This is a genomic window from Actinokineospora globicatena (assembly GCF_024171945.1).
Taxonomy (GTDB): Bacteria; Actinomycetota; Actinomycetes; order Mycobacteriales; family Pseudonocardiaceae; genus Actinokineospora; species Actinokineospora globicatena.
This window is the reverse complement of sequence record NZ_JAMTCR010000003.1, coordinates 204,075-219,339: the sequence shown is the minus strand read 5'-3', so window position 1 is coordinate 219,339 and position 15,265 is coordinate 204,075. Positions and strand designations below refer to the sequence as shown.

Below are 15,265 nucleotides of genomic sequence, written 5' to 3'. Positions count from 1 at the left end.
GCCGTGCGTCGTCCGCGGCGCAGTGTGCACTGTGTCCGTTCGACCTGGACAGAGGAGTGCACTATGCCCCCTTCGCCACTAGCCTCGGTGGTGGCGATCGGAGTAACCTCCGTGGTCCGCTACCGCTCCGACCTACGGACACCACGCCTATGTGGACGATCGATCGTGAGACGCTGCCCGCTCTTGAGCTGGGTGCGGCGTTGTTGGGATCCGGTGGCGGAGGCCAGACCACCCTGTTCCGCGTGCTCGCCGAACAAGCGGTGCGGGACCACGGGCCGGTCACCGTGATCGATCCGAGCGAAGCCCCGGATGACGTCACCGTGGTGCACGTCGGGCTCGTCGGGGCGATCACGGCGTTCGCCGAGAAACCTATGGGCGGCGGGGAGTTCACGCACGCGTTCACCAGCCTCGTCCCGACGGGTGGCGGGCCGCACCTGGTCGCCGGGTACGAGGGCGCCGGGGCCAACGCCTTCGCCGGGATCCTCGTCGCGGCCGAGACCGGCACGCCGCTGCTGGACGTCAGCGGGATGGGGCGAGCGTTGCCGCGGCTCGACCAGACGACCTACACCGCGGCCGGGTTGAGCATGTCCCCGTTCGCGCTCATCGACACCAGCGGAACCCTTGTCCGCATCGACACCGACACCCCGTCGGAGGCCGAGCGCCTGCTCCGGGCGAACACGGCGCTGCTCGGTGGGTGGGCCGGCTTCGCGGGCTACCGGCTTCCCATCGCGCGGGTACGGCAGCACGGGGTCGCGGGCACGCTGCGCGCGGCGACAGATCTCGGCACGGCGCTCCTGGAGGTCGACTCGACTGCGAAGTCGGTCACCGGGGCGCGGCACCTCGCGTCAGGTCGGGTGATCGAGGTCGAGTGGCGGCACGGCTCGTCGTTCGGCGCGGGCAGCCTGACCCTGCGCACCGCCGACGACCAGCGGGTGCTCAGGATCGAGATGCAGAGCGAGTTCCTCGTGGTCATCGATGACGGCATCCCGGTCGCGACCACGCCCGACATCATCTGCCTGCTCGACCAGCGATCGCTGCGGCCGATCCAGGCGGAGCGCGTGTCGGTCGGGTCTGAAGTTCACGTTCTCACGCTCGGTGCGCCTGCCAGGTGGCTTGAAGAGGACGCGCTCCCGCTGGTGGACCCGCGTGCCTTCGGCTACTCACTCGACTACGTGGGGCTGTAGATGGCCAGACCGTCAGTGCGAAACCTCCTCGCCGAGCAGCCGCTCGACACAGCCACGGTGGTCGGCGGGTCGGCCAACCTCGATGTCATTCCGACCGAGGTGCTCGCTCTCACGCCAGGGCGAACTCCCGACGTGCCGCGCGGGGCGATCGTGGTCACCGGAGCACTCGAGGGTTACGAACTCGAACTGCTGCTCCGCCGGGCGCACGACCGCGAAGCGAGCCTTGTCGTCACGGCTGTAGACGCGCGGCGACGGCTCCTCTCCTCGACAACGGTCCTCGCCGAACGCCTCGCCCTGCCCCTGGCGGTGATCGAGGGCGATCCACTTGAGACAGCGCGCAGGCTCTGGGTGCGGATCCACGAACCCGCGTCCGAGCACGGGCTCGCGTTGGCACGACTGGCAAGGCGCCTGCAGGGTGTCGGCGACGCGAAGACCGTGATCAAGCTGCTGGACATCGAACTCGGCATCCGCAGTGCACTGGTCGGCGCCGAGCACGTCGTCCTCGCGGGAACGGAACCTGTTCGCGCACTGCACATCGACACACGCGGTGGGACGAAGACCTGGCGGGACCGCGACGGTTTCACGTGCCTGGTCCCCATCGAGGTCGGTGACCGGGAACCCCCGCGGCTGTGGCTCGTCGCGGAGACCGGCGAGATCGGCGACGACGACGCCGTCAAGATCGAGAGCGCGCTGAACCTCGCCGCCTGCTCGATCACCGCGTGGGCCGCCACCGAGCGGCTGCGGGCCGAGCGCGACGCGACGTTCCACTCGACGGTCCTGGCCGAGCTGCTCGGCTCGGGTCCGCAGGTCCCCCGGCGCGTCCTGAGCCAGGCGGTCGCGGCGGGGTGGCGGCTGGAGGGGTGGCACATCGGCGTGCACCTGCTGCTGGTCGGCGGCTCGGCGCCGGAGGACGTGCGGTCGAGGACCCGCGACGTCCGCGACGCACTCGCCGCCCAGCACCTCACCGGTCCGCTGGTCGAACGGGGCGACGGCTGGTCGACGTGGATCACCGACGGCACGGAGGCCACCCCGCAACGACGCCGCGACATCGTCGGCAAGCTCAACACGATCCTGCCGCTCGTGCCCGAGTCGACCCTGGTGGCCGGGGTCGGACGCCCGCTGCTCGGCGCCCCCGGCCTGGTCGAGACCCTCGTCGAGGCGCAGGAGCTGAGTCGGTTCGCGGGCTCCTCGCGCGGGCGCCAACGAGTGGAGTTCGCGGACGAGGCCGGTGTTCGACGCCTCCTCGCCGCGGCCACCTCGGAGGACGTCCGCGCCAGGTCCCAACGCATGCTCGGCGCCCTGCTCTCCCCCGCCAACGCCGACCTCGCCCGGACCCTGGAGACCTACCTGGACCTGGAGTCATCCGCCACCTCGACGGCCGCCCGCCTCGGGATCCACCGCAACACGGTGGTGAAACGGCTCAGCAGGATCGAGGAGCTGCTCGGCGCGAACCTGTCGGACCCCGAAGTCCGCCTTGCCCTGCACCTGGCGTGTCGGGCCAAGTAGGGCACCTTCGCACCGGGCGGTCGCCCGCCACTCCCCGGTCCGTCAGGAAGAGACAGCGTCCCGACATCGGGTGGGACGGGGACGGAAGGACAGTGCCAGTGGACGACAGCGGGGCCATGACCACCGAGGCGGTGCTGGCCCGGTGTTCGCACACGCTCGGGCGGGTCGAGGTGGGCGAGGTCGACGTCGCGGCGGTGGCCGAGTTCATCGTCGACCTGCGGCGGGTGCCCGAGGAGCGGCCGGAACGCGCGCGGCTGGCGGCGGGGATGGTCGGTGCGCTGGTCGAGCGGTCGAGGACGGCCTGGACGCGGGTCGTGCCGATGTTCGGTGATCTGCTGGCCCTTGCTGATCCGCCGCCGCCTGGGCCGGAGTGGCCGGTGGTGCGGGCAGGTGCCCGGGCGGCGTACCTCGCGCACTGCCTGATGGGACTGCCCGATCTCGATCTCGTTGCCGCCGAGCAGGAAGCAGCCGAGTTGGTCGCGACAACGGCGGGCTCACCGCGCCACCACGTTTTCGCTGTGCTGGCGCAGGAGGCGGTGAAGCAGAGCGCGGCGACTCGTGACGGTGATGAAAGCGTGCGGCTGAGGTCCCTGGACCGCCTCACGGCGCTGTTGACACTCTCGGACGACGACCCCCGACGAGAACTCATCGACCACCTCCGGGCGGGCCTCGTGGCCAACCAGAGCGGAGACGGCGCGGAGGTGGTCCGGCGACTCCGAATGTTCACCGAAGCCCATGGGGAGAATCCCATTGGTGATGGCATGCAGGCGATCTTCGCCGACGCCCTCGCCAAGGTGCAGACGCTGGCAACAGTGATCGAGACCCCGTCGACCGAGAGGATCCAGGCCGAGATCGTCCGGCTGCGCGCCGACTCCGTCGGGGTGGACGACGACTGGATGGCGGCCAAGATCGCCACCACGGCGATGCTGTTCAGGTTCCAGCAGGAGACCGACCTCGGCCGCGTCGAGCAGGCACTCGACGAGTGCCGGGAGCTGGTCGCGGCCGGGCAGAGCCGATTCGTGCACCCCTACGCGCTGGCCGCCCTCGCCTTCGGGCTGCTCCGGCGCGCGGAACTGGCGGACACCGTGGACGGGCTCGACGAGGCTCAGGCCGTGCTGCTGGACGCGAAGGCGCTGATCAACGGTCCGCAGAGCCCGTTGTGGCCACTGGTCAACGACTTGCTGTCCCACGTCGGCCACTACCGCGGTGACCACGGGGCCGCGGCCGAGTCCGGGGTCGAGGGCCAACTCCGGTACGTCGTGCGCGCGCTGCTGGAGTCCGACACCGCCGGTGCCAAGGTCGCGATCGCCGACGCGGTGGGCGGCGCGGTCAGGTACGCCCGCGGGTTCCTGCTGGCCGACCGGGTCGAGGACGCGCTGCGGGTGCTCGACACCGGGCGCGGGCTGATGCTGTTCGCCGAGGTCCTGCGGCACGACCTGCCCGACCGGCTCACGGCGGCGGGGCGGATCGACCTGGCCCGGCGCTGGGCGGCGGGCGAGGACGAGTCACCCGCGCTGCGCGACGAGGTCGTCACGGCGTTGCTCGGGTTGACCGGCCTGCCCGGCGACCCGCTGCGGCCGCCCGCGCTGACCGAGATCACCGCGGCGTTGCGCGCCACCGAAGCCGACGCGTTCGTCTACCTGGTGCCCGGCGGCGCGGGCCTGCCCGGGCTGGCGGTCGTCGCGCCAGCCGAGGGACCGCCCGGCTTCGTGGTGCTGCCGGACCTCCACGTGGCGGCGGACACGGAGGTCGAGCGGTACCTGGCCGCGCTGGCGAACCGGTCCCGCGAGCTGGGCCCGGTCGACGGCGAGTTCGCCGACCGGGTCGACGCGCTGTGCGACTGGGCGTGGCGCGCCGCGATCGGGCCACTGCTGGAGTCCTTCGCCACCCGGACCGGGGGCGCGGTCCCGCACCTCGTGCTGGTGCCGATGGGTGACCTGGCCCGCGTGCCGTGGCAGGCGGCGCGCCGACCGGACGGCACGCACGCCGTCGAGCTGGCGGCGTTCTCCCTGGCGGTGTCCGCGCGGCTGTTCTGCCTGGCCGCCGCCCGGACACCGGTGCCGCCGTCGTCGAACGGCTTGATCGTGGCCGATCCGGACACCGGTGGCGCGGGTGCCCCGCTCGTCGCGGCCCGGCGGGAGGCGCACGAGGTGCGGCAGGCGTTCTACCGGGACGCCCGCTACATCGGGCGCGGCGGGCCCGCCGGGTCCGACGCGGGAACCGTCGCGCAGGTCCGCGCCTGGCTGACCGACCAGGACGCCGGGTCGATGCTGCACCTGGCCTGCCACGGCACGTTCACCACCGACCCCGGCGGCACCACGGCGTCCCTGCTGCTCGCACCGGACGAGTCGGGCGCGGGCGCGCTGACCGCCGACGAGATCGTCCGGCTGCTGGCGTCGGTGCCCGAGCGCGACCTGGGCCTGGTGGTCATGGCCGCCTGCCACACCGGCCGGTCGATCCACGGCTACGACGAGGCCTACAGCCTGGGCACGGCATTCCTCGCGGCGGGCGCCCGCACGGTGCTGTCGACGCAGTGGGCCATCCCGGACGAGTCGACCTCGTCGCTGATGTACCTGTTCCACCACTTCCACCGGGAGGAGGGTTTGGCCCCGTGGCGGGCGCTGCGGGCGGCACAGCTGCGGATGCTCGACCCGTCGCTGCCGCTCCCCGAGCACATGCCTGACCCGCTGCGGGTCGCCGCCGACAACCACGTCGTCTCCTGGGCCGGTTTCGTCCACAGCGGCCAGTGACCGATGGCGCGCGGATCCCACCTCGCGCCGTTGGTGATCAGGTGGGCTTCATTCCTTGTGCTGGCGGAGGAGTGCATGTGTCGCGGCGGCGGCGCCCGCGCGGACGGGGATGTCGTTGTCGGGTCTGCTGTACAGGTGGGGGGGGTGAGCCAGTCGACGAACTCCGAGTCACCCGCCACGACCGCGTAGGCCGCCGGGGACGTAACAGCAACCAGCGCACGGAAGGGGTCCTTGAGAACGTCTCCACGCGTTGACAATGCGCTATCGTCGGGGCGTGATTCGCGGGGGCTGACCAGGAACGAGGACCGGTGACAAGTCCGTACGAGCACCTGTTCGTCAGGAAGATGCCGAACTGCCTCGACGACCTCGTCAACGAGGGCGCCGGGTCCGGGGTCGTGGAGCCGCCGAACATCGGGGAGGCGCTCGCGTTGATGCGGTCCCAGGAGGTGCCGGAGAGCAAGATCCACCTCACCTACTGCTGGATCACCGAGTGCGACAGCCCGGTGGAGTGGGTCAAGGAGCACGTGCACGACTACGACGAGGTCCTGATCTGGCACGGCAACGACCCCACCGACCCCGACCACCTCGGCGCCGAGATCTACTTCGACATCGAGGGCGTCCGGCACACCGTCACCACCAGCGGTTCGGTGTACATCCCGGCGGGTGTGCGCCACTGCCCGCTCGGGTTCACCCGGGTCGACCGCCCGTTCCGGTTCAGCGCGCTGTCGCTGAGCCCGAACTACGCGTCGGCGGACAAGACCGCGTAGCTGGTCACCGCGCCCGCCCCGCCCGGTATCAGCGGGGCGGGCGTCGCGAATGGACGTATGGCGCACAACGGGCGCGGAAGGCGGACGCGAGAGGTCACCTCCGAGGGCGGCTTGACACCGCGTGGCCACGGCCGGCTCCCACTGGTCGGCAGGTCAGCTGCCTCGATGGTGAATGTCATCGGACAGGGGGCCGGTGGTCCTGTATGGTTGGTGGCGCGGTCTCACCTGCATCGCTGCGGGCTGCCTTGGCATCGTGCCTGCGACGCGCGCTTGGATTTGGCGGCGTGTGTCGCGCAGACCGTCCCTCGACGTTCCGGAGTTCCTTATGGCGGCTCGCCGCCCCCGCACGACCAGTCCGTCCACCACCGGTCCGGCCATGACCAGTCCGGCCACGACGGCTGAGGACACCCCCACCAGCGGGCGCACCTTCGACCAGCTCGGCGTGCCCGCCGCGCTGGTCGACGTGCTGAGCGCCCGCGGTATCACCACCCCGTTCCCCATCCAGACCGCCACGCTGCCGGACTCGCTGTCCGGTCGTGACGTGCTCGGTCGCGGGCGGACCGGGTCGGGCAAGACCTACGCGTTCGCGCTGCCCCTGCTCGCGCGGCTCGCGGCGAGCACCCGGCCGCGGCGCCCCGGCAAGCCGCGGGCCCTGGTCCTGGCGCCGACCCGCGAGCTGGCCGACCAGATCGCGGCGACCGTCGCCCCGCTGGCCGAGGCCCTCGGGCTGACCGCCACGACGATCTACGGCGGCGTCCGGCCCGGGCCCCAGGTGGCCGCGCTGCGCGCCGGGGTCGACGTGCTGATCGCCTGCCCCGGCAGGCTCGCCGACCACATCGCCACCGGGCGCGCCCACCTCGACGCCGTCGAGGTCACCGTGCTCGACGAGGCCGACCACATGGCCGACCTGGGCTTCCTGCCGGTCGTCACCAAGCTGCTCGACAAGACCCCGCGCGGGACCCAGCGGCTGCTGTTCTCCGCCACCCTGGACGCGGGCGTCGACGTGCTAATCCGCCGGTTCCTGTCGAACCCGGCCACGCACAGCACCGACCCGCCGTCCGCGCCGGTCACGGCCATGACCCACCACGTGCTGCACGTGCAGCCCGCCGCCCGGCTCCCGGTCCTCGTCGACCTGGTCGCCGCGCCCGGTCGGGCCGTGGTGTTCACCCGGACCAAGCGGGGCGCGACGAAGCTGACCCGCCAGTTGGTCGCGGAGGGCGTCCCCGCGGTGGAGCTGCACGGCGACCTCGGGCAGACGGCGCGCACCAGGAACCTGCTGGCGTTCACCGACGGCCGGGTGAGCACGCTGGTGGCCACCGACATCGCCGCCCGCGGCATCCACGTCGACGACGTCGCCCTCGTGATCCACGCCGACCCGCCGGTCGAGCACAAGGCCTACCTGCACCGCTCGGGCCGCACGGCGCGCGCCGGGGCCTCCGGCACCGTCATCACCCTGATGACCGACGCCCAGGTCGCCGACGTCCGCGACCTCACCCGCAAGGCAGGCGTCACCGCCACCACCACCCGCCTCCGCCCCGGCCACCCCCTCCTGGCCGAACTGGCCCCCGGCGAACGCACCTTCGTCGCACCGACCGCGGCCACCCAGCCCGCCCGCGCCCCACGCGCCGCCCGGAAGCCCGCCGGCGCCAAGCGCCAGCAACCCTCCACCCCCAAGCGAACCCGCTCAGCCGTCCCAGCGGCCGCAGCCCCCGTCGCCGTGAAGACCACAAGCGTGGCCGCCTTCTCCGCAGGCTCCCGAGCAGGCCGCCGCGGCGGCCGATAGGGATCCCGACTTCTGGGCTGCCAACCACCGCGAGACTCTTCGCGGTGGTTGGCCCGTCTAGTGCGAGGCAAACCCGGCTGGGTCGTCCCACTGGCGGCCCACCCGATCGCACCTCCGGCAGCCAACTCCAGTCGCCGGGTAGCGCCCGCAGGCCCTTGAAGCACGTCCGCAGAGCCGCCTCCAACGACACCGCGTCGGTCCGCACCAGTCCCCCGTCACCGACCCCCGGCCCGGACAACACCATCGTCCACCGACTCCCACCCTCAGCGGCCCGGACGCAGTCGACCTTGAGCAACACGGCGATCCCGCGCTCCCCCATCAACTTCTCGACGTCGATCACGCCACGATTGTCTCCATCCCAGTCCCCCAATTCCTGCGAGACAACACCAACTGTCTAGTTCGGAATTCAGTAGACCAACTGAGGCGTCCCGACGCGAAGTTGCTACTCACTGTGCTTGGGGCGTGGTGGTGCTGGGGGCGGGTCGGAGGTGGCGGGATTGTTGGTATTGTCGGGCCGCGCCGGGATGGCGGGTGGACTGGGGAGAGTTGAAACGTGCTGGTTAGAGCTGTGGCTGTGGGTTGAGTTGCGCTATGTCGTTGGCTGCGTGCGGGGGCGCGAAGGAGGCCTCGCCCGCTGTTGCGACGACGTCGGGGACGTCCGCGGTGGTGACGACTTCCGCGGCTCCGGTTACCAAGCGTTACGGGGATGTGGGTGGGCTGGTGCGGGCGTTGGAGGCGGCGAACTCCGGGGGGTCGGCGAAGTTCACGACGGACGCGGGCTTCGATTCGCCGGATTACAAGGCTGAGGGGGTGCTCAATCTCGGCGCGGGGACGCTCAGTGGGAAGGTGAACCGGCGGCCGGGTGCGCCCGAGGAGCTGCTCTTGGCCGAAAACCGCGCCTACCTGCGCGACGACTCCGGGTGGTTGTTGCTCCGGGTCGACTCCAGTGACGAGAGCAGTGCGATGATCTCCCGCCTGTTCGACGCCTACACCGAGATCGACCCCAAGCGCGTCGTCGCCGAGATCGCGGAGTCCGGGAAGCTGGTGAAGCAGCGGCCCCGCACCCCGCGACGCCGCCGAGGAGCAGTACTCGATCGACCTGAGTCTGCCGGACTCGCCCGTCAAGATGCTCGGTGCCACAACCGAAGCCGTCACCTACGCCGCGCAGTCCGGTGCGCCCGTCGAGCTCGACATCTGGGTGGACCAACAGAACCACCTGACCCACTACGAGGCGCGGGCCAAGTTCGGTGGCACCGCGACCATCATCAAGACGACTTTCCGCGAGTGGGCCGCTCCAGCCACCATCACCGCGCCGGATCCCAACGAGGTCATGCTCATCCGGTGAGCCGCGTGCGTCCTGATGGGTGGTAGCCGGTTCGTCGGTTCGACGGGGTGTGGGTGTGGTTCCACTGGGCGTATGAACTGGTCCGGCTATCAGGTGACGAGGGGTTACGGCGCCTGCCGGGGCGCGGCCAGGGTGGGTGTGGTTGATCAACTTCCACCCCTGGAGCGTTCACCGATGCCCGAGCAGGACCAGCCCGTCGTCGAGCCCTTCGGGTTCCTCGCACCGCTGCCCAAGCCGATCCCCACCCCCGCACCGGAACCGGACGAGACCTGGTCGCTGCCCGGTGGCACGGCGTGGGTCTACTACGCGGAGGGTCAGCAGGGCCTTGTGCGGCCGGTGATCCTCGCCGACGGCTTCAACAGCGGGCCCAGCGACCTCAACGAGCTGTGGGACGGTCTGGAGCGCGGCGACTTCCCGTTCATCTCCCGGCTGCGGCAGCAGGGGCGCACGCTGGTGCTCATCGGCTACGACGAGCGCAGCGAGTCGATCCTGCGCAACGCCGAGGCCGTGACGGCGGCGATCCTGCGGACGGGCGCCGAGCAGGTCGGGGACACCCGGTTGCTGGTCGGCGGGTTCAGCATGGGTGGCCTGGTCACCCGGTACGCGCTGGCCAAGCTGGAACTCCAGCGGGTCGACCACCGCGTCGGCGTCTACCTGTCCTACGACAGCCCCCACCGCGGCGCGTGGGTGCCGATCGCGCTGCAGAACCTGGCGCACTTCCTGACCTCCGTGCCCGCGTTGTCTGAGCAGATCAACAGCCCGGCCTCGCGCCAACTGCTCTGGCGTCACGTGGAAAGCGTCGGTGCCGAGCCCCGCGTCGACCCGCTGCGGGAGGAGTTCCTCGCCGAACTCGACCGCGTGGGCAACTGGCCGCGGATCCCTCGCCTGCTGGGTGTGGCGAACGGCGTCGGCAGCGGGGAGGGCAACGGGGTCCCGGCCGGCGAGAGCGCGCTGTCGGTCGAGGGCGGCTGGTTCACCGGGACTGACCTCAGGACCCAGTCGGCAGGCGAGGCGGATGTCGCCCGGCTCAAGGGTTTGCTCAACGAGCACGAGATCACCACGTCCGGGCTTCCGGAGCTGGACGGCGCGCCGGGCGGCACCTTGGAGACGTTCGGCATCGCGGGCGACAAGCTCAAGGTCACCGGCAAGGTGACGATCACGCACCGCACGGTCGGGTTCGTCCCCACCGTCAGCGCGGTGGCCATCGGCGACCTGGACGACCCCTACGCGGTCGTGGACAACCTGGCGCCCGAGAGCAGCGAACTCGACGACTTCCTCGTCGCCAGCAAGAACGAGCCGCACACCAAGATCACCGCCGAGCTCGGCGAGTGGATCCTGGACCGCCTGCCCGACTAGGCCAGGTCATGGGCCCGGGGCAGACATCAGCCCCGGGCCCACGCGTCAGCCGAGGTCCTCGCCCTGGAGTTCGGCTCGGGACGTCACGCCCAGCTTCCGCAGGACACGGGCAGCGTGTTGTTCCACCGTGCGGGACGAGAGGAACAGGACCTCGGCGATCTCCCGGTTGGTGTGGCCAGCGGCCAAGAGGCGGGCGACCTCTTGTTCACGCGGCGAGAGGTCGTTGCCATAACCGCGGCGGCCTCGACGGGATGGTTTGGCACCGCCCGCGTTGCGGAGCAGGTGGCGGCACCGGGCAGCGTCGCGGGTGGCGCCCATGGTGTCGAACGTATCGATGAGGGTCGAGAGCGCCTCCGCGCCCTTGTCGGCGTCGCGGTTCAGGGTGCAGACGGCTTCGCGTTCGGTGACCAAGGCCGCGTAGTACGGGGCGGGAAGTCTTTCGTAGCGGGCGATCGAGTCCCGGTAGTGCACGAGCGCGGCGTCGATATCGCCCCGGGCCTCGGAAAGGCGACCCCGGCACTGGGCGAGGGCAGCCGCGCTCAGCGGCACGTCAAGGGCGGCGATCCCCTCGGCCATCGACTCCACGAACGTCTCGGCGTCCAGTTCCCGGCCCGCTGCAAGGAAAGTCGCCACAGCGGCTGGGCCAAGCTCCGGCGCCCAAGCCCACACTCCCTTGGCGCGCAAGATGTGCACGCCCCGGTCAACATCCACACAGGCCCGGACGACGTCGTCCTGCGCGAGCGCGGTCAGTGCCAGCGCGGCGCACCCCGCGATGGCCACCGGCGTGATGGCCTCCTCCGGGGTGAAGGCGCCGGTCTCGGTCAGGTAGCTGGTCGCCTCGCCCCACTCGCCGCGGGCCATGGCCAGGGACCCGAGGATCAGGCACAGCTCGCTGGAGTTGGGGAACAGGTCGCGGTACTCGTCGAGCAGCCGCAGGGACCGGTCGACGAGGCCGTCCCAGTCGCCGGTCAGCCAGTCCAGGCGGGCCCGGGTGACCCGACCGGTGCTGGCCACGAACGGCGCCCCGCTCTCGGCGGCGTGCCGCAGCCCGCTGCGCAGCAGGTCGTCGGCGAGCCGGAAGTGGCCGCTGGAGGTGCACGCGTCGGCGAGGTTGCAGTGGACCCTGGCGAGCTGGCGCTGCTCCCCCAGGGTGTCGACGGTGTTCGGCAGGGTCTCCAGCGCGGGGATCACCGCCGGGTCGCCGATGTGCAGGCGGGAGCCGAGTTCGTTGGCCAGCAGGGAGAGCCGCAGCTCCGGGTCCGCGGTGAACTGCCGGTCGCGGGTGGTGCGGTCGAGCCACACGCCGAACTCGGCCAGCGGGATCATCCCGGTGAACGGCTGCGCGAGCACCGAGGTGCCCTTGGCCGCGAGGTCCGGCCGTTCGCTGAGGTCGGCGATCGCCATCTCGATCTCCGAGCGGCCCTCCTCGGCGCCGCCCGCCTGCCGGATCAGCAGCAGCCCCCGGTAGAGCCGCACCTCGCCGCGCGCGGAGGTGGACAGCCTGCGGTCGACCAGCAACCGGTCGAGCGTCGTGGTCGGGTCGATCTGGTCGATGCCCAGGTGCGCGACCTGGCCGAGCTTGACCGCCAACCGGTCGACGTCGGCGGCGGGCACCGACGGTTCGGCGAGCAGGGCGCGCAACAGGGACGTCGCCGCGCCCGCGTCGCCGATCTCGGTGGCGTGGTCGGCGGCCGCCTCGCCGTAGCCCAACCACGCGGCTGTGCGGCCCGCGCGGTGGCTGTGCTCGGCGAGCTGCACGAGCGGGAGCGGGTCGACCAGCCGCAGCGCGTCGATCGCCCGGTCGTGGAGCTGCTGGCGGTCCGGGCCGCTGAGCGTGTCGTAGACGGCCTGCTGCGCCAGGGCGTGCCGGAAGCCGTAGCGGCCCGCGTCGACCTCGTGCAGCACCTGGCCGTCGAGCGCGTGGGTGAGCGCCGCACGGACCCGTTGGTCGCCGAGGGCGGCCACCTCGCCGAGCAGCTCGGCCGGGGCGGGTACGCCGAGCACGGCCGCCGCCTGGGCGAGGCGGGTCGCGGTGACCGGGAGCGCCGCAAGCCGTTCGGCCATGGCGTCGCGCAGCAGCACCGGGACCTCGACAGTCTCCAGGAGCCTGCGCGCGGCGGTGCTGTCCGCGTGCACCGCGCCAGCCGGGTTGCGCAGCGCCCGCAGCGTCTCCTCGACCACGAACGGGATGCCCGCGGTGCGCTCGCGCAGCTTCGTGGCGAACTCGAGCGACACCACGTCCTCGCCGAGGATGGCCGCGGTCAACGTCCTGACCTCTTCGACGTCGAGCGGGCTCAGGCGCAGCACGACGCTGGCGATCCCGGCGGGCGGGCGGTACGCGGTGCCCAGCGGCATCCCGCCGGGGACGTCCTCGCGCCGGTAGGTGACCACGATGGACAGGGTGGGCGGCGGGTCGCCCATCAGGAACCGCAGCAGCTGGCGAGAGCCGCTGTCGGCCCAATGCAGGTCCTCCACGACCAGCAGCACCGGCCCGAGCGCGCCGAGCAGCTCGCGCAGCGCGCGGAAGACCCGGTGGCGCTCCGTGCGCGGGTCACCCGTCGAGACTGGCGGGTCGGGCAGGAACTCGGCGATCTCCGGCAGCAGCGGTCCGACGACACCCGCGACCGGGCTCAGCTTCGGGCGCCGCCGCGCCAGCAGGTCCGACGTGCCGCGCAGCGCCTCGAGCACCGCGCCGTAGGGGAACGGCTCGCCGACCGGCTGGCAGTAGCCCATGAGCACCAGCAGCGGGTCCAGGTCGGTTGCCAACAGCTCGCGGACCAGCCTGCTCTTGCCGACCCCGGCCTCGCCCTCGATCATCACCACCGCGGGCTGGGCGGGGACGGTGGAGCGCAGCGCGGCCAGTTGGTCGTTGCGCCCCACCAGCACCGGTGAACTGGTCCGCATCAGAGCCGAACCGCCGGACCGCCGCGCACCCGGCTTCGCTGCCCGCGTCATCGACTCACTCCCACCCACCGTTGGCCCGCACGCTCCCGAAGGGGACCTCCGGAGCCTAGGGGCCAGGCAGGACAACGGACACTCCAGTCCGCTGGCCCACGCCCGCGCGCCCACTCCGGCGGGATCACCCACCAAGATCAACTTACGTGGTGGGGCCCGCCCTCCCGAGTTCCGGGGTCCCGCGTTCGACCCTAGCGAGGTGGGCGACTTGTCAAGAGGGGCGCGGAGAAGCTGTGGATGGCTCGGGGCATTGTGGACAACTCGCACCGGGGAGGCCGCTCGGTGTCCGGCAGGATGACGATCGGCGGGCGTCACACTGACGAGTGATTCTTGCTGGTGGTCTAGCCGCGGGTGCCTGTGACCGACACCAGCGGGTACGACCACACCGCGAACGCCGGGTCTTCGAGCAGCGCGTAGAAGGCGGCCAAGGTCCGCGGGGACACGCCCGCGGCGGCCAGCGGTTCGGCGAGCTGCTCCACGTTCACCCGGTGCAGCTCGATCTCCTCGGACCCGCCGCGCCACAGCGCCGTCGTGGTGTCCACCCGGACGTCTTGGAGCCCTCGTGCGATGAACGCGTCCGGCAGGGACCTGGCCCAGGTGGCCCCCACCTCGCGGGACTCGAAGACACCCAGCAGCGGCGCGTGCACTGCGTCGAAGGTCGCGACGTGGTGCGGGTCCGCGGTGCGCGGGGTCAGCGGGTGCCGGAGGTCGAACTCCTCCACGACGAGGCGACCGCCGGGCTTGAGGGCGGAGACGAGCCGGTCGAGGACGGCCTGGCGGTCGGGGAGGTGGATCAGGACCAGGCGGGCGTGGATGAGGTCGAAGGTGCCCCCGGGCAGCTCGTCGGTGACCACGTCGTGGCGGCGGACGGTCAGGTCGGGCCGGTCGGGCGCGGGGATCCACCGGGGGTCGATGTCGGTGACGAGCACCGAGCCGCCCGCCCCCACCTGCTCCGACAGCCAGTGGCCGATGCTGCCGTCGCCGCCACCGACCTCCCAGCAGGTCCAGCCCGGCGCGACCCCGGCCGCGGCGAGGGCGGCGTGGCTCGCGGGGTCGAAGGCAGCAAGCGCGGCGAACCGGGTCTTGGTGCGGGTGTCGGCGTTGTCGAACACGTAGTGGGTCATCGCGCTGCCTCCGGTCCGGGGTCGACCCGCAGGATGGCACTCCACCCACCGACCCGACCCGGCGTTCACCCGGCGGCAGGAACGGACCACACGGGTGGGCCAGGCCGACCGACCCCGGCGGTCGCACCGATCACAGGAAGGGCCGCACCTCGACCTTGCGGTTGCACGCCCTCGACCCGTCGGTGGCCAGCCTGAGGGCGACGTCCAGGTCGGCGGCCTCGATGATCCAGAAGCCGACGAGGAACTCCTTGGACTCCAGGAACGGCCCGTCGGTGACCAGCGCCTGCCCGCCCCGGTTGTCGACGACGGTGGCGGCGGTGGGCGTTCCGAGGCCACCGGCGAAGACCCAGTGGCCCTCGGCTTGGAGGCGGTCGTTGAAGGCGTCGATGGCCACCATCTCGTCCTCGGGGGCGAGGTCGGGCGAGTCGTGGATGACGGAAAGCAGGTACTGCATCTCGGGTCTTCTCCTCTGGTTGTGCGGATCAGGTGGTCGAC

10 protein-coding genes are annotated in these 15,265 nt (G+C 71.8%); 7 read left to right on the top strand and 3 right to left on the bottom strand.

Features of this window, described 5'->3' with window-relative positions:
- Positions 1-149: 149 nt before the first annotated feature.
- The 7 genes from LV79_RS14320 to LV79_RS14290 all read left to right on the top strand — a co-directional run bounded on the left by LV79_RS14320 (position 150) and on the right by LV79_RS14290 (position 10,691).
- Positions 150-1,184, top strand: coding sequence for a DUF917 domain-containing protein (locus tag LV79_RS14320; RefSeq protein WP_253836488.1), 1,035 nt, complete (start codon positions 150-152; stop codon positions 1,182-1,184).
- Positions 1,185-2,690 carry a PucR family transcriptional regulator gene (locus LV79_RS14315; protein WP_253836486.1) on the top strand — a complete coding sequence of 502 codons (1,506 nt, stop codon included), beginning with the start codon at positions 1,185-1,187 and terminating at the stop codon, positions 2,688-2,690.
- Positions 2,691-2,788: 98 nt separating this feature from the next.
- Positions 2,789-5,440 (top strand): CHAT domain-containing protein, encoded by a 2,652-nt coding sequence (locus LV79_RS34455; protein WP_253836484.1) that lies wholly within the window; start codon positions 2,789-2,791, stop codon positions 5,438-5,440.
- Positions 5,441-5,748: 308 nt separating this feature from the next.
- Positions 5,749-6,207: a cupin domain-containing protein gene (locus LV79_RS14305; RefSeq protein WP_253836482.1), complete on the top strand. Its 459-nt coding sequence runs from the start codon at positions 5,749-5,751 to the stop codon at positions 6,205-6,207.
- 376 nt (positions 6,208-6,583) lie between these two features.
- Positions 6,584-7,990, top strand: coding sequence for a DEAD/DEAH box helicase (locus tag LV79_RS14300; RefSeq protein WP_253836480.1), 1,407 nt, complete (start codon positions 6,584-6,586; stop codon positions 7,988-7,990).
- Positions 7,991-9,116: 1,126 nt separating this feature from the next.
- Positions 9,117-9,335, top strand: coding sequence for a hypothetical protein (locus tag LV79_RS14295; protein WP_253836478.1), 219 nt, complete (start codon positions 9,117-9,119; stop codon positions 9,333-9,335).
- A gap of 174 nt (positions 9,336-9,509) precedes the next feature.
- A complete protein-coding gene (locus LV79_RS14290; protein WP_253836477.1) occupies positions 9,510-10,691 on the top strand; it encodes an esterase/lipase family protein in 1,182 nt (393 codons plus the stop codon).
- 45 nt (positions 10,692-10,736) lie between these two features.
- On the opposite strand, the gene LV79_RS14285 is transcribed toward LV79_RS14290, so the two are convergent.
- From LV79_RS14285 to LV79_RS14275, 3 genes are all read right to left on the bottom strand, one after another.
- Positions 10,737-13,646 carry a helix-turn-helix transcriptional regulator gene (locus tag LV79_RS14285; protein WP_253836476.1) on the bottom strand — a complete coding sequence of 970 codons (2,910 nt, stop codon included), beginning with the start codon at positions 13,644-13,646 and terminating at the stop codon, positions 10,737-10,739.
- Positions 13,647-13,987: 341 nt separating this feature from the next.
- On the bottom strand, positions 13,988-14,770 hold the full coding sequence (locus tag LV79_RS14280; protein ID WP_253836475.1) for a class I SAM-dependent methyltransferase: 783 nt from the start codon (positions 14,768-14,770) through the stop codon (positions 13,988-13,990).
- Between the two features lie 130 nt (positions 14,771-14,900).
- Positions 14,901-15,224: a YciI family protein gene (locus tag LV79_RS14275; protein WP_253836473.1), complete on the bottom strand. Its 324-nt coding sequence runs from the start codon at positions 15,222-15,224 to the stop codon at positions 14,901-14,903.
- Positions 15,225-15,265 lie beyond the last annotated feature (41 nt).

Bases quoted from the DNA above. Each gene is read 5' to 3' on its own strand.
- LV79_RS14315 (WP_253836486.1), top strand. From the start codon at position 1,185: ATGGCCAGACCGTCAGTGCGAAACCTCCTCGCCGAGCAGCCGCTCGAC.
- LV79_RS14300 (WP_253836480.1), top strand. From the start codon at position 6,584: ATGACCAGTCCGGCCACGACGGCTGAGGACACCCCCACCAGCGGGCGC.
- LV79_RS14290 (WP_253836477.1), top strand. From the start codon at position 9,510: ATGCCCGAGCAGGACCAGCCCGTCGTCGAGCCCTTCGGGTTCCTCGCA.
- LV79_RS14320 (WP_253836488.1), top strand. From the start codon at position 150: ATGTGGACGATCGATCGTGAGACGCTGCCCGCTCTTGAGCTGGGTGCG.
- LV79_RS14285 (WP_253836476.1), bottom strand. From the start codon at position 13,646: ATGACGCGGGCAGCGAAGCCGGGTGCGCGGCGGTCCGGCGGTTCGGCT.
- LV79_RS14280 (WP_253836475.1), bottom strand. From the start codon at position 14,770: ATGACCCACTACGTGTTCGACAACGCCGACACCCGCACCAAGACCCGG.
- LV79_RS14275 (WP_253836473.1), bottom strand. From the start codon at position 15,224: ATGCAGTACCTGCTTTCCGTCATCCACGACTCGCCCGACCTCGCCCCC.
- LV79_RS14295 (WP_253836478.1), top strand. From the start codon at position 9,117: ATGCTCGGTGCCACAACCGAAGCCGTCACCTACGCCGCGCAGTCCGGT.